Source organism: Phycisphaerae bacterium (assembly GCA_041652575.1).
Lineage (GTDB): Bacteria > Planctomycetota > Phycisphaerae > Sedimentisphaerales > UBA12454 > UBA12454.
The window spans coordinates 217,679-232,504 of the sequence record JBAZHC010000002.1 but is presented as its reverse complement, the minus strand read 5'-3'; the positions used below and the strand labels follow the sequence as shown (position 1 = coordinate 232,504).

The window sequence follows — 14,826 nt, the reverse complement described above, 5'->3', positions numbered from 1 at the left end:
GATGCGATTTGCTTAACTAATTGATTTGCAATGATTTAAAATAAAAATTATTTTGTAAAAAGTTTATTCTACTGAATTCTCTGCCCGTTCAATGTGAAAAAAAATAGGCAAAGGTGGCATTCTGGTGATCGGACCATCTCACCTTTCCATCTTTGAAAAGCCCATTTTAAACCTAATCAATTCAAATTTAATGCAACAAATTAGCCACTCGTGTTAATAAATAACCTATAGAGGGATATATTTTTTATCCCGTTTTTTAGGCCAAAATTCACGCATGGAACATTTGTTCTTGCCCTGATTTTTTTTAAACGTTATTTTTTTTGCGATGCCGGAGGCACAATGGAAAAAGGGTCAATAGAAAAGATAGAAACTATTCCTGATCTCATTGATATTGATTCCATTGCACAAATGCTCAACACGGCATGTGAGGCGGTTGGTGGATACACGCAGAATTCCCCGCCCCATTAAATTGGGTGCATTATTGCGGTGGATAAAAGCGGATATAGACCGCTGGTTTATAGAAGGTTGTCCCAACTGCCGTAAATAAAAAAAGTTGAATTCTTGAAGAAATGACTTGATGTGTTCCAAATATTAGTGCTCATGTGTCACACCTTGAAAGGATAGACTTATGGCAACTATATATCGTAAAACTTATACGCAGCATTTGCCCAAAAACGCCACAATTGTCGAAAGAAATGCCAAGAAAATGGCTATGTGGATAGATGGCAAGGGCAAGAAACATTTTGACCATATTACAACCGGGAATAAAGGGCAAACAAAAATCATTCGTTACAGCCCCGTTTATTTAGCACAATACCGGGATGCTGACGGCCAAATGGTGTATGAATCCACCGGCTGCCGGGATGAACAGGCGGCGAGGCATGTTTTGGCTGAATTGGTGAAAAGAGTAGAGCATATCAAAGCCGGCATTATTTCTACACAGCAGTGTAGAACCGCCGATCATGCAAAATTAGGATTAAATGAACATATCAATGCTTATTTTGAGCATCTACAGGCAAAGACTATCAGGGGCAAACGCGTATCGGTTGCACATAGGAAAAATGTGCAGGGGCAATTGGAAAAGCTTATAACTGATTGTAAATTTAAAAGGCTAATTGATATTACCCGAGACTGCCTGGAAAAATGGATGAACCGCTCAGAAAAAGACGGCATGGGAGCGCGAACCAGAAATACTTATCGTGCCGCCATTATCGCATTTTGCAATTGGTGCATGGAAACCGATAGGATGGCTGCCAATCCATTATCAAGGCTTTGTGCTGCCGATGAGCACGCAGATAAACGCAGGACAAGGAGAGCATTAACTGAAGAAGAATTAAACAGGCTCTTTACCGCTGCCCGGCTTCGCCCTATTGCTGAATATGGTCGCAAATCCTCGCCGCTGCCTGCTGAAGAAATAAAAGGTCGCAAGTCCTGGTGCAAAGAGCCGCTTGTTTTTGATAAGCTGCAAGAACTGGCAGAAAGAGGCAAAGAAGTTTTAAAGGATAATCCAGAATTAATGTCCAAGTTTCAATGGCAAGGATATGAGCGGTCACTTATTTATAAAGTTCTTGCACTGACAGGCCTTCGCAAAGGAGAGCTTGCAAGTATCACCATAGGTCAGGTGTGGCTGGATGGTAAGCAGCCATATCTTGAATTAAAAGCTAAAGATGAAAAAGCCGGACGAGGAGCACAAATACCATTGCGACCAGATCTTGCGAACGAGATAAGATCGTTTTTAGGAAAAAAGTTGAAGCCAAATAAACTTCTGAAACTGCCACTCGATGTACCACTATTTTATGTGCCCAAAAACTTTATTAAAATATTCAATCGTGATCTTATTGCTGCAGGTATATCAAAGTGTGATGATCGCGGCAGAACGCTTGATATTCACGCCCTGCGTCACACATTTGGCACACATCTGAGCAAAGCAGGCGTAGCCCCCCGTGTTGCCCATGCCGCAATGAGACATTCATCAATTGATTTAACGATGAATATTTACACCGACCCGACCCTTCTTGATGTTGCAGGTGCTATCAACTCCCTGCCAAAGTTTACAGTTTCTCAATCAAACAGTGCCAAGATAGCGTAAGCAAACATCTACCCGGAACTGTTTCAATCCACGCTCCCGTGAAGGGAGCGACATATCTGTTACGCCTGCCAAAATGGCCGTGGTGACGTTTCAATCCACGCTCCCGTGAAGGGAGCGACAGTCGCGTTAGTTGTTAGTGTAATCTGATTCGGAGTTTCAATCCACGCTCCCGTGAAGGGAGCGACCCACGGAGTAGCTATGTTTGTCGGGTCGGCGCTTGTTTCAATCCACGCTCCCGTGAAGGGAGCGACATTGGTTTTAATCTGCACAAACGGTTAATCGAAGTTTCAATCCACGCTCCCGTGAAGGGAGCGACATAAAGCGTGTTATTAAAAATATTATTATTGATTGTTTCAATCCACGCTCCCGTGAAGGGAGCGACATGGTGATTGGTAATGTTTTGGATGCTGACAAAAGTTTCAATCCACGCTCCCGTGAAGGGAGCGACTCGGGCGACGCCGCGTTCCTTGCTTCGCTGGCCAAAGTTTCAATCCACGCTCCCGTGAAGGGAGCGACCTAAGAGCCGTATTTATGGCTCTTGAGGGCAAAGGTTTCAATCCACGCTCCCGTGAAGGGAGCGACGCTCGAAGGGTGGGCGGCTTTAAAGTAAATCGGAGTTTCAATCCACGCTCCCGTGAAGGGAGCGACGATTCTATGACAACCGCGATAGACACAACCAGAACGTTTCAATCCACGCTCCCGTGAAGGGAGCGACGTCGCAGTTGAATCTTTGTCGCAGGCTTCATATTGTTTCAATCCACGCTCCCGTGAAGGGAGCGACCTAAGACCCTCGGCGATGATTACAAGGACATCGGGTTTCAATCCACGCTCCCGTGAAGGGAGCGACGTAGCAATTTTAGGAGTGCCGTTATAATTGATTAATGTTTCAATCCACGCTCCCGTGAAGGGAGCGACACAGGAACCGGCAGTCATTTAGCGATTATAAACGGTTTCAATCCACGCTCCCGTGAAGGGAGCGACGTACTTGGCGACAGATTTCAAGAATGTTTATAAAGTTTCAATCCACGCTCCCGTGAAGGGAGCGACCCACGGAGTGGCGATATTTGTAGGCGTAGCACTTGTTTCAATCCACGCTCCCGTGAAGGGAGCGACACTTTTTTTAAAGGAGAAAGATTATGCCTCTATTGTTTCAATCCACGCTCCCGTGAAGGGAGCGACCCCACGGAGTGGCGATATTTGTAGGTGTAGAACTTGTTTCAATCCACGCTCCCGTGAAGGGAGCGACATAGTGTTATAACATCTTATGGCAGAATAGCCCGTTTCAATCCACGCTCCCGTGAAGGGAGCGACACCCGCTCGAACCCGTTACTTCTTCGCCAACCTGTTTCAATCCACGCTCCCGTGAAGGGAGCGACATAACGACCCCGCTGTGCCGGTAATTATATTATCGTGTTTCAATCCACGCTCCCGTGAAGGGAGCGACCAGGACTGCTCGGTGCTTCTTCTACGTTATTAAGGTTTCAATCCACGCTCCCGTGAAGGGAGCGACTTCCACGGAGTGGTGATATTTGTAGGCGTAGAACTTGTTTCAATCCACGCTCCCGTGAAGGGAGCGACCTTCTTCTACGTTATTAAGAAAATGGCATAACCAGTTTCAATCCACGCTCCCGTGAAGGGAGCGACCGAGGACAACAAACAAAAATCGATTCCGCTACCGGTTTCAATCCACGCTCCCGTGAAGGGAGCGACCCTTTTTCTGGCAATCTAAAAGGTATTGATTCGGGTTTCAATCCACGCTCCCGTGAAGGGAGCGACACTATTAACGTCCGAGGTCAAGTCTGCCGGTCTTGTTTCAATCCACGCTCCCGTGAAGGGAGCGACATGGGTTACAAATGGTTTATACAGGACTATCGAGTTTCAATCCACGCTCCCGTGAAGGGAGCGACAGCGGTGATGATGGTAAGTTTGCAAATATGCCGAGTTTCAATCCACGCTCCCGTGAAGGGAGCGACGTACAGGCTTGTCGTGCACGTCGGGCGGAGTTGGTTTCAATCCACGCTCCCGTGAAGGGAGCGACGGTGATATTTATATACACGATAATATAATTACCGGTTTCAATCCACGCTCCCGTGAAGGGAGCGACTTTGTGCCTCGGTTGCGATTTTCTTGCATAAGCGGTTTCAATCCACGCTCCCGTGAAGGGAGCGACCCAACTAAACCTGCCGGGGCTGCCGCGGTAAAACAGTTTCAATCCACGCTCCCGTGAAGGGAGCGACAATCTTGATTTGTATGTTATTCGGTACAAAGACGAGTTTCAATCCACGCTCCCGTGAAGGGAGCGACTCTGGGCCATTTAATTATTTCCGTACCATTGATTGTTTCAATCCACGCTCCCGTGAAGGGAGCGACGTTAGTATTTTAACATTATATAATTAAAGAACTTAAAAAGCAATATCCGCCAACCTGTTGTTTTTGCAATCAAAATCGAACTTTAAATTAAGTGGATAGTTCATAATTAACTTGTAAAGGAGCAGTTATAAAAATCGCGAACCATCTACAAAAAGTGACATCACTTTAGGTTCGCGAATCAATTTTTAGACTATTAACTCCCCTTGAGGATCATATGCCTGCTTGGCCCCAACATGCTCTATGCGTCGTTTCCAGTTACTGCCGAGAAAATAAAAACGCAAACTGTCGGTCTCAGGGTCAATAATATCAACCAGTTTTGTTCTTAGCTCGACCCATTGTGCTGGATCAACGAGACATTCAAATACAGAGTTTTGAACACGTTGGCCTCGATTTTTACAAGTTTTTGCTACGTGTCTAAGCCGTTTCCTTGAAATAGCCGTTTCGGTATTAACATCATAGGTTATAAGCACCATCATATTAGTAAATCTCCATCATCGCCATAAAAATGGCGGATAGCCTTCAAGTTCGCCTCTAAGAAATCGAGCCATTAACATTGCCTGTACATGAGGTAATAATCCAATATCTATTTTTTCCTGAAGAAATGGGTGCGTGATCTCATCTCGTTTTCGTTGCTGCCAGGCAACAAGAACCGTCTTTCGAGTTTCATCATCCATCATAACTGCTCCGGATTCCGTCTTTGTAAATCCCTTTGCCTGAACCTGCTGACGATTTATCAAGGAAAGCACAAGTCTATCTGCTAAATATCCTCTGAATTCTTCCATAAGGTCAAGGGCTAGGCTTGGCCTGCCGGGTCGATCACGATGTAAAAATCCTGCTGCCGGGTCAAGCCCCACCGCTTCCAATGCGCTTTGGCAATCGTGAACAAGTAATGTATAAATAAATGAAAGCAAAGCATTTACATTATCCAAAGGCGGCCGACGATTCCTGCTGCAAAAACTAAAATCATTTTTGTTAGTTGTTATCAAATGGTCGAAACAACTGAAATAAATATCCGCAGCCTGTCCTTCGATCCCGCGAATCTCATCAAGGTCCATACATTTACTTGCCTGTTCAATGCTTCCGCCCAGATGACCGACGGCAATATTAACATCTGCATGAAAATCATGGTCGGGTTTATCTCGCAAAACACGCTGCAAAACAACTCGGCTGTTAGCAATTTTAGCGGTAACAACAGCAGATGCAATTCGAGCGCTGGATTTCAAACAATCCGACCTGCGAAACTGCTCTTTACGCAAAAGTATATTACCATTTACGCGTCCATGAACCCTGGCAAGAAATTTGCCATTCTCCGTCAGAAATGAAACCGTAACATTATTATCCCCGCACAGCCCCATCAAAAACGGACTCGCCGTAACATTCCCGAAGCACACAATCCCGCCCAGCGTATGAATCGGAACGCGCAAAAGGCTTTGATGCTCAGCAAAGACTTCAACTGTATCGCCATTTTTTGAAAGATATGCCCCTTGAGTGGTAACAAACAAAGTATTAAGCAAGCGTTTCATTCAATCAATCCCTCATCATTTCCTGCTTTCGATAAATAATAGTCAATTTTTTTATCTACCCCTGTTGTTTTCGGCATACAAACACCCGCCAAGGAACAATTCTTACATTTCTGTTCATAATCACCCCTCGGCGTAATCCCACCATCAATCATCTCATGCACACTTTGCGAAATATCTTCCACCAGCCCGTGCAGCTGCGTCGTAAATTCCACTTCCGTCCTTCGCCTCGGCCGTTGATAATAAAATGCACCAAAGGTAATTTCTGTATTGAGCATTTCTTCAAGACACATCGCCTGCGCACAAAGCTGTACGCAGTCGCTATTATTTTTCTTCGGCTTGCCGCGTTTATACTCGACCGGAAAAGGCTGCCAGAGATTATCACTTCCCGGCAGCACAATTCCCTTATCGCTTTTATGAAATTCAACTACATCAGCCTGCCCTACCAAGCCCAGCTGAAATGAAACCAATCGAAGCCCGCGAACAATTCGCGCATCGCCTGCAAACTCGGCATTAGCCTGATGCACCTTTTCGTGAAGAACCCTTCCTTCAGCAGTCAACTGATTTTCTATCCAGATTTGTTCAAGATGAATAAGCCCACACTGCCGGTGGCAAAACAGCCAATGCTGCAATGCAGAGATAGAAATTAACTGATCTTCGAAAAACATCAAAAGCCATCAATAACTTCTGGGGACAAACCATCCAGATTGTCAAAGTCAATATTTCCATCTTTGCTCACTTTCAGACTTCTGTGTACTTTTACAGAAGCATACTGACCGCAGGGGCTGTTATGCTTCCACCAGATTACCTTCACCACTTCCATGCTTCCTTCCGGGCGGGCGGAAGAGGCGTCATTCACAAACAAGGTTTGTAGGGCCTTTTTTAGTTTTTCTGCATCAGAATCCGAAAAAATTGGTTTCTTGGCCAATTGAGTGTTGATGGCACCGTACGTTACGTAAATTCCCTTATCGACACGGTGCTTCATTCCCATCGTATCAGATGCTTTTTTATCTGGATTCTGTTCGGTTTCGAGATTAACGCTCTTGATGATTTGCAGACTTTCCGGCGTAATGGGATCAACACTGAATGCGCTCTGAATGGTTACTGGGCCTCGTATCCCAATGGATACCGCATCCGAATTTTCTCCCGTACTCTCATCAGCATCGTTTTCTATCTCTTTTGTTTTCTTGTCTTTTTTTCCTGCCTTTTTCTCCTTGAATGCAAAAACCTGGCCAAAAGCCCGAACGTCAAACCACTCTTTTGGAGCATTGCTTCTTGTATCTGTTGATTCCCGTTTTTTATCTTTTACTTCTTTTTCCCATTTCTCTAGAGCATCTTTGAAGCGAGCATTAAGAGAACGGTGTTCATCGACCCTGTTATCGTCTGATTGAACGAAGATTGACTCCCCCATATCCTGTAGGCGATTACGTATCTTACGTTTGAGACAAACGTCGGATATTTCACCATAACCATCGTAGGTTTGGCGAGGTCGGTTTCCGTTTAGTGGATCACCGTTTGGGTTTGCCCTGTTTACAGATATAATCACTGCAAAATCAATTTTGTTCGTAAGTGCTTTGTTATTAGTCATTGTCATTCTCCTTTTCGTTTATGTTGGATGATTGTTTTTTGTTACAAGCAGCCGCAACAAGGCTGTCTATATACGCTCGTTCGTGATAATACCCTATCAGATATGAACCGTTTAGCGGTAAGTCTTTTTCGTAATCGCCAGATACGAACTGTTCATTTATCGCTTGAATTTCTTGAAATTCAAATCCTCCTTTCACTTTCTGGATATATGGATTAAGACAACCATGTATCGTTTGCCACGTCCTGAATGGTCGCTGGGCAAAGGCTTGCATATACCGAATCGCTGAAGTAGGACGTTCTTTTTCTTTGTCCTTTTTGTAGAGGGCATATTCCTCCAGTTTGTCCGCAGCGCCAAGTAACCTGCCGTAAAGGTAATCGCGATCTTTTCTGTCTTTTTCAATACTCATTTTGTAGTCCTTTTTCTCAATTTGTTGATAATATATGCGTACCAACGCGCATGTTGTTGATACAACCTGTTCGAAACTATTACGGTCGAATTTCCTATTTTTTGTAATTCCCAAAGGATTGGAAGCCCGTCGAACTGCCGACACCACGTAATCCATTGGCAGGAAGGCACCATCGAAAATACAGCGAAGCAACCGTTCCCGAGCTGCTTTCTTTATTTTTGTATAGCTCTCGTCCTTCCTGCCCCGGGCTTTGCCGTGAACGGCTTCAATGATTTTGTCAACGGACGGAGCGCCGGTATAAGTGATATACTTTTCGTTTTCCTTGTCCCAAAATTTTTGATGCCATTTACACCGGTCATGCCAGTCAGCTATTTTTTCGAGATATTCGCTTCTATCCAGTTCGCGATAAAATGTAATGGACAATCGTCCTGATTTATCACTAACTGCATCTAATGCAAACACTGCCGTTTTTGAATGTTGTTCCATTGCCTTGCCGTAACCGTAACCGGCTAGTGATTTCCTAAGAGCATCCGCATAGTCAAAGCCTGTTTCAGCGTGAAGACGAATCTGCATATCGTTCTCTGTTTGTGGGATAGATTTCTGTAATATACTCCAAATACTCTTTTCTTCTATGGGAGGCGGCAACACTTTTTTCATTGAACCAATCGTAAAAGATACAATGATTTGTTCGCCACAGTAAATTTTCCGATCATTGATGAGATACCGTAAAAACTGATGCGCTTTTTGTGTGGTTTCATAGCCAATTGAAACGGCCTCAAAGGGTTCGGTGAATTTGCCGCGAAACGTGTAATTCGTTTTATCGTTACCGGAGATAAGCTTTGCATTTGCTGAAGCATTGGAAATCTTTTTCGGATGGAATGTGGCTGTTGGCTGATTAGTGCCTGTAATATAGTCCAAAGATTGAGTATCATTTTTGATGGACAAATAGTATTGGTGCCACGCATTGAAAAGAGTCTCGTCTTCCCAAACCTTCGCTTGTGGATGTTCAGGTATTTCAACCTGAAAAAGGATGTTAGTGTTATCCTTTGGTTTCATTTTTGCCAAATTTTTAGCGATTGTCCCTTCCCTAACATATTGATAAATCGCTTTGACATGTTCAGTGCTGAATTTGGATTCAGCAAAGCTTTTTAGTTGTCGAACATAAGCATCATATTTCTTACCCTCTCCTTTCAAATATCCAAATTGGTCAAAAACCGGGTATGGCAGGATAGCAGTACTGGTTCGTTTCAGGCTTTCCTCCGATGCTGGAATCGTGATAGTAACGAGTGGATTGCCTGCCTTTTTCTTGGTTGTTTTTGATTTTTTATCTATTTGATAGACATCGACAAACTTGCCATTGCTATTTATCACAATGACGACGATAGCATTGCTATTATTGGATATGGATGTAGTTGAAAGCGGATACGTCTTCTTCAACGCATCGGCGTTTCGATCATAGCTTTCTGCTAGATGCTGCCAGAATCCCATTTTAATCCTCCTTTACCAAATCCACCATGCTGAGGTCGTTTTCGACAAGCGTAAAGTTTCGATTGTTCTCAAACTCTTTTGCCGTCATTTTACGAATAAACCGTCGTAATGAAGGCTCGCAATCTTTTGGTTCCGGAAATTCGATGATGCCATCCGTCATCTTGGCCCGCCACAGGCGGACGACAAGCTCATCCTCTCCCGTTTCATCGGGATAGTCATAGCCGTGAAACATGACGCCAAAGTCCAGTTCTCCGTATTGGTCGTAAAAACCTTCTCCTTCGCCAAAAATACATTCTTCGACATATCCCTGACATTCCCTAGTACCGAGGAAGATATCCCGCCGCCCACCTTTTTTAATACTGCGTCTGGCAATATTGTGATGCTTATGTTCTTTACGATCCTCGATAAGCTTTTCGCGATGTTCATTCCATTCAAAATGGGCAAGAACCTGATATTCTAAATATTGGTCTCCACGCAAGTAGGTGTAGTACGACAATTCGTTCTTCTTTGCATTATCCATTCTTAATGGTTTGATTCCCTTGGATTCAGTTTGAATCTTTTTCATCACTCGAACAGCGTCGATATACCAAATAAACGTTGGTTTCCAGTAAACGCTTTCAAGAATGCCTTTGAGGGCCTGATAGGTCGGGACCTGATAGGAGAATTTTTCACCGCCCACCCGTGTAACGGGATCCGAAAATAAGGCATATCGGCCCGTAAGCTTGAATTCAACTGAGTTTCTTTTTCTGTCCATTTTGACACCTGCCTTTAATCATATATTCAAAAGTGAAAACATTGCCTCACGTCTCAATCCATATTCTTCTGCATCATAGTAATCCGGACTCAGTAAGTAAAATGTGTTATCAATTCTTTCGACTGCTCGTTCAATATATTCGAGTTTGCCCAACACGTCGGAATAAACGGATACTGTATATTTTTGTAATTGCTTCAAAATCCGTAATCTCTCTTTCGGACTATAATTATTCTCAAACTTGTTAATGAGTTTCAGAGCATCCCCATAGGGAACCACAACCCCGATTTGGGCACCGTCAATGACAGAAAAAGCTTCCGCCGCTGTTTGAAAGGCACACGGCAAACCTGTATAGTTCTCATTGTTCCTGTTTTGGTAAGCCGCCGTCCCTAATGGGTTGTCATTGAGCAGACTGTATACAGTGGAAGGTCCGCCGTTTATGCTATAATCCATTTTTTTCTTTTGATCGTAAAAATAATATTTATAAAACTGGTCAATCACCTTTTCGCTTAACAAGTTGCTATCCTGATTTTCATGAAATACCCTTGTCGTAATAGCTTTTCCATCTTTAATTTCCGGCAGGTACGTAAGTTTTTCATCCTTAACATTGACAACAAATACCGATTGAGGTGTTGCGTTTTCCCTATTGCGATTACAGCGTCCCGCCGCCTGTATAATGCTATCCATACCCGCCTGTGCGCGAATTACACAGTCAAACGATACGTCCACGCCAGCCTCGATAAGTTGTGTGCTTACACACAAGGTCAACTTTCTCGTTTCTGTTTTGAGATTATCCCGCAAACGCTTAAGGATACTCAGACGGTGTGCCGGACAAAGGTCCGTCGTTAAAAAAATCTTCTCACATTCAACCCCCTTGCACTGCTCATAAACCTGACGGGCGTCACCTTTGGTGTTCAGAATGACCAGCGTGTTTTTGCCCTGTTCGATTTGCTTTTTAACCAACTCCGCGATTTGCTCATGATCCATAGCAACCTGAGTTTTATCTTCAATACATACCCGCTCAAACACTTTCAGTTCGTCCGACGTAATGTTGACGATATCCGGATTTTCAGACAACCGGACCGGACGCTCCGTCTTGTGAAGATGCGGCTGAGTAGCAGTGCAAAGCAAAATAGTTGACTTGCTAAAGGTGTGCAAAAAATTGGCCACCTCATTGAACAGGTGGACACATTTTATCGGTAAAGCCTGAATTTCATCAAAAATCAGAACAGCCTCCGACATATTGTGAAATTTTCTGAGTTTTGATGCTCGATTACTGTAAACCGTTTCAAGAAACTGCACCATTGTGGTCAAGACAACCGGGCTGTCCCAACGGGAAGTCAACAGTCGATACTTATCCTCGTTATCGTCGTTGTCCGGCAATTCAATATTGGAGTGATGCTCCAATATTAATTCACCGCTATTGTCACCAAAAACATCATGCATCTTGGATGCGGTTTGGTCCAGAATGGACAGATAAGGAATAACGTAAATAATACGTTTCAGGTTGTGCTTTTGAGCATGCGCCAAGGCAAATCTCAAGCTCGACAACGTCTTTCCTCCACCCGTGGGAACGGATAGCGTATAAATTCCCTGCTGCCAGCTACCCCCTTCCTGGCATTGTTCGGAAATACTCTTTCGAACTCTGTTAATGTCGCTGTCCTCAGTAAAGATGGTCAGATAAGCATCCAACTGTTGAATCAACTTCGCCCAGTCCGGCCTCGTATCGTTGATTTCCAAACCTGCACTGTTGCATCTATCTGCATCTACTACACAGGAATAAATGGCCTTTGTCAGGAAGTGCAGCATAAAGAGTGGGTTTAAATCTTTGGACTGGCTTGTGTTGCAGAAATTCAAAATTTCTGTTTTTAGTTCCGCTTCATTGATGCTAGGGTTGAATTCCTTTCTTGCCTCCTCGTAATGGAGTTTGTTTTCGCTTTTGTCTGTTTTGCGAATCAATGTTCTTTGGCCATCGGTAATGCTATCGAACAAGCCTCCGTGATGTGTCGCGATTATATTGCAAATGATGTCAGTAATTACAGAATCATTGATCGCCTCATTTGCAAACTTTGCGCCCTGCAAGGCATGAATAACTTCACCACGAGTCACTCTTTCGCCAACCATACTTCGCTTTAGATAGTCTTGGAATGCACGCGTATATTTCCCCAAATCATGTAAAAGTCCTGCAATATATCCCCAATCCCCTGCATCGAAAGCCGAAGCAAATTCCTTTGCCAATTTCGCGGTCTCCAATAAGTGATCTTTTAATAATTGCCAGTGTCCACCTTCTTCAAGTAATTTACCATTGGGGTCACTATGAGCGTAATAAATCTTACATGCCACAGCTTTCCCCCTCTGCGCGGATATTTGAAATGAATATCCTGTAGAATTTCTGCCTCATCCTTTTGAAAATCCACTCGTAACTCATAATATAGCTTAATTCCTTTCTAAATAAATGGATACTTATCAAGAAAGGGCTTAGGAGGGAGATGGCAAAACCAGAGCTCGGTTCCACCCTTTAATTAAAATTAATATAATACTATCTATATATTGTCAAGTATTATCTAAAGCTTTATGAAATTAATATTTTGCCTACTTTTGGAATTCGTTTGCGGCTACCCAACCTTCACAACCGCCCCCACCGCCTTCTGCTGTATTTTGCCAGAACAGACGGCAATATTAATCCATCTGTTCTTCCATCCAATCAAGTGCTTCTGGAGTCGACTCCCATGCACTTTGCAATATCGCCGCACAATTAATTCCCTCTTCTTCAGTACCAAGACCATAGCTTTCCGGCAATGGAGGCAATGGTTCATCATCAAGCAGATATTTCGCTGCATATGGATTTACTTTAAGAGCATTTTTTAATTGTTTGCGAGCTGTTGCACTATCCCCTTTTTGTATAAATGTCAATAATGCTTTGCTGTAATTCCACATTGCCATGCGCGATTCTTTGTATTTCTTAAGCAATGCTTCTGCTTCTTCGATACGTTTTGTTTCCAGTAAACAAACCAGTAATAATTCACGCACCCCCTGATTATCATTCGGATTTAGGCGCAGCATTTCCTGATAATGCTCAATGGCGTTATCAAGATGTCCTGTTTCTTCGAATGTCTGTGCCAATCCCAGCCGGGCACGCATATAAGGACGTGTCTGTAGGATTCCCCAAAAGTGGCCGGCTTCTTCATTAAAAAATTGTTTTCCTAAAAGTTTCTCACCAGCAGCAACTCCTTTAGCATATAACTCACCCGCTTCTTTAGGGTCTGAACACGCCTCGGCTAAAATCACATACGCATCAACACAATCCGGACAGATTTCCAACGCTTTTTTTACGAGCTGAATTTGCTTGCGGCCCATGGCCTCAAATGCCTCATAACAGATTTCCTGCGCAAGCTCTAACGCTGTAACCGGATGCTGTGGAGGGATGAGTTTACCAACCAAATTTGTATTGAGAAATTCCTGCATTTGTTCGGGGCTTGAGAAATCTCGGCCTTCAATTATGCGCTGAATATCAATTTGTATCTTTTCCATTGCCCGACGGGCAGGAATTCCGCCTGTTTCGCTTTTGGGTTTCTGAACAGGTTCAAGCAAACCAGGTAACGCCAAAGTAAAAGTCTCATCGCCTCTGAAAGTGCTGACTTTTTTTTGCCATTTACCGCTATCCAGTTCAGATTCGGAAGTTATAGCAAAAGCCCTCAGTAAACCTTCCATAAACGCCAATATGTCTGGCTGAGGGCGATAATGTTTGCCATTGGGTTCAAAACGCATTGCAAGCGGATACGCTTGCGTGGATGCTACAGGCAAATTATAATCTTCCCAGAGATCGGCATCCCCAAATGGTAGTTCTTCGATGCCTCCGAAAAATAGTGTCCAGTACAATCTGTTTTTTATTAAATCCATTCCCTTGCCTTCGGTGAACTGCTCAAAAAGCTTGGCCGAATCGTAAAAAGCTATACCATAAGTCATACCGCCATTGCCCAAGATGCTTGCATATCGCAACAGCGGATCAACAAATGGCGACTCAATCATCACAAGATCAGCATCACATAAATATCGCCATGGTTTAGCAGCATAAAACTGAGCCGCTGCATCTGCAAAGCTCCGCATCATATCCATGGTAACACGCTTTGCAGACAGCGCATCCGGTAGGAGAACACCGCCGTGCATATGTTTAGCAAGATCGGCGAATATTTTATCAAACCCGAGAAGGCAGTCGCTACACACAATAGTAATACCTGTGTCTGCCAGTTGCTCCTGCAAATATTCTGCAAGAGCAGCATCTTTAACCTCGATTTTACCCGGACGATATCCTGCTAATTCTTTATCACATGCAAATTTTATAAGGCTATCCAAGGCAATTGTAACGTTCTTATGCTCAAATGGTTCTATGCCCGGCTTACTAATTTTATGTGTCGAAATATTCGCCCAAAGTGAAGTCCAAGGTCGATAGAGTTTTTGTTCTTCATTAGGCACCCATGCTGGCATACGAAAAATACCGCCTTGCCATCGCATCTGAGATTGCAGTGGCAACTTTTTTAATCGTTCAACCTGAAAAATCATCTTGCATACTCCTGTGCTGTATTTGCAAAAAATTTAAGCATATTAGATAACAAA

The 14,826-nt window shown here is 43.7% G+C and carries 10 protein-coding genes and 1 CRISPR repeat array; of the genes, 2 read left to right on the top strand and 8 right to left on the bottom strand.

Annotation, left to right across the window (positions count from 1 at the left end; translation table 11 throughout):
* The first annotated feature begins 339 nt into the window (after positions 1 to 339).
* Both WC496_02625 and WC496_02620 read left to right on the top strand, forming a co-directional pair.
* Positions 340 to 468: a hypothetical protein gene (locus tag WC496_02625; protein MFA5291908.1), complete on the top strand. Its 129-nt coding sequence runs from the start codon at positions 340 to 342 to the stop codon at positions 466 to 468.
* A gap of 160 nt (positions 469 to 628) precedes the next feature.
* Positions 629 to 2,089, top strand: coding sequence for a site-specific integrase (locus tag WC496_02620; GenBank protein ID MFA5291907.1), 1,461 nt, complete (start codon positions 629 to 631; stop codon positions 2,087 to 2,089).
* A gap of 20 nt (positions 2,090 to 2,109) precedes the next feature.
* Positions 2,110 to 4,459: a CRISPR direct-repeat array (repeat unit 32 nt; unit sequence GTTTCAATCCACGCTCCCGTGAAGGGAGCGAC).
* Positions 4,460 to 4,644: 185 nt separating this feature from the next.
* On the opposite strand, the gene cas2 is transcribed toward WC496_02620, so the two are convergent.
* The 8 genes from cas2 to WC496_02580 form a co-directional block, all read right to left on the bottom strand.
* Positions 4,645 to 4,935 carry a CRISPR-associated endonuclease Cas2 gene (cas2, locus tag WC496_02615; protein MFA5291906.1) on the bottom strand — a complete coding sequence of 97 codons (291 nt, stop codon included), beginning with the start codon at positions 4,933 to 4,935 and terminating at the stop codon, positions 4,645 to 4,647.
* Positions 4,936 to 4,950: 15 nt separating this feature from the next.
* The gene (gene cas1c / locus WC496_02610; protein ID MFA5291905.1) at positions 4,951 to 5,982 is read right to left on the bottom strand and encodes a type I-C CRISPR-associated endonuclease Cas1c; all 1,032 of its coding nucleotides are present in this window, start codon (positions 5,980 to 5,982) and stop codon (positions 4,951 to 4,953) included.
* Positions 5,979 to 6,647 carry a CRISPR-associated protein Cas4 gene (cas4, locus tag WC496_02605; GenBank protein MFA5291904.1) on the bottom strand — a complete coding sequence of 223 codons (669 nt, stop codon included), beginning with the start codon at positions 6,645 to 6,647 and terminating at the stop codon, positions 5,979 to 5,981. Before cas4 ends, cas1c begins: the two co-directional genes overlap by 4 nt.
* Complete coding sequence (gene cas7c / locus WC496_02600; GenBank protein ID MFA5291903.1) at positions 6,647 to 7,567, bottom strand: type I-C CRISPR-associated protein Cas7/Csd2; 921 nt, start codon at positions 7,565 to 7,567, stop codon at positions 6,647 to 6,649. The genes cas4 and cas7c overlap by 1 nt, the downstream gene beginning before the upstream one ends.
* Positions 7,560 to 9,461, bottom strand: a complete 1,902-nt coding sequence (gene cas8c, locus WC496_02595) for a type I-C CRISPR-associated protein Cas8c/Csd1 (GenBank protein MFA5291902.1) — start codon at positions 9,459 to 9,461, stop codon at positions 7,560 to 7,562. The genes cas7c and cas8c overlap by 8 nt, the downstream gene beginning before the upstream one ends.
* Before the next feature lies 1 nt (position 9,462).
* On the bottom strand, positions 9,463 to 10,215 hold the full coding sequence (cas5c, locus tag WC496_02590; protein MFA5291901.1) for a type I-C CRISPR-associated protein Cas5c: 753 nt from the start codon (positions 10,213 to 10,215) through the stop codon (positions 9,463 to 9,465).
* 18 nt (positions 10,216 to 10,233) lie between these two features.
* Positions 10,234 to 12,555, bottom strand: a complete 2,322-nt coding sequence (gene cas3, locus WC496_02585) for a CRISPR-associated helicase Cas3' (protein MFA5291900.1) — start codon at positions 12,553 to 12,555, stop codon at positions 10,234 to 10,236.
* Between the two features lie 336 nt (positions 12,556 to 12,891).
* The gene (locus WC496_02580) at positions 12,892 to 14,772 is read right to left on the bottom strand and encodes a tetratricopeptide repeat protein (protein ID MFA5291899.1); all 1,881 of its coding nucleotides are present in this window, start codon (positions 14,770 to 14,772) and stop codon (positions 12,892 to 12,894) included.
* Positions 14,773 to 14,826 lie beyond the last annotated feature (54 nt).